The sequence below is a fragment of the Halomonas sp. SIMBA_159 genome, assembly GCF_046536035.1.
Classification (GTDB): Bacteria; Pseudomonadota; Gammaproteobacteria; order Pseudomonadales; family Halomonadaceae; genus Vreelandella; species Vreelandella venusta_A.
The window spans coordinates 1-256 of record NZ_JAWJBT010001000.1 but is presented as its reverse complement, the minus strand read 5'-3'; the positions used below and the strand labels follow the sequence as shown (position 1 = coordinate 256).

Here is a 256-nt window from a genome sequence, read left to right as displayed (position 1 = left end):
CGATAGATGCCGGCCGATAACGAGTTCCCCTTTTTTCACATCGCGCAGGCGAGTCAACAATTTGTCGACGACTTCTTCGCCGAGCTTTGCGATGGAAGTGGCTTCAGGCTTCATATGGTCGCCGGAAACCATGAAGTCAGATGGCAAATCAGCTAATGCTTCAGTGGAAAATAATTTGTTTGCCATTTCGGTTTTGCCGGGTGCTTCATAAATAACGGCAAGAATGACAAATACGTGGCTTTCCCAAAGGCCGATC

Annotated in this window: 1 protein-coding gene; it reads right to left on the bottom strand. The window is 48.0% G+C overall.

From position 1 onward, the window contains the following. A partial coding sequence (locus R0J87_RS22255; protein WP_498889033.1) for a DUF1054 family protein occupies nucleotides 1–256 on the bottom strand: 256 nt, incomplete at both ends.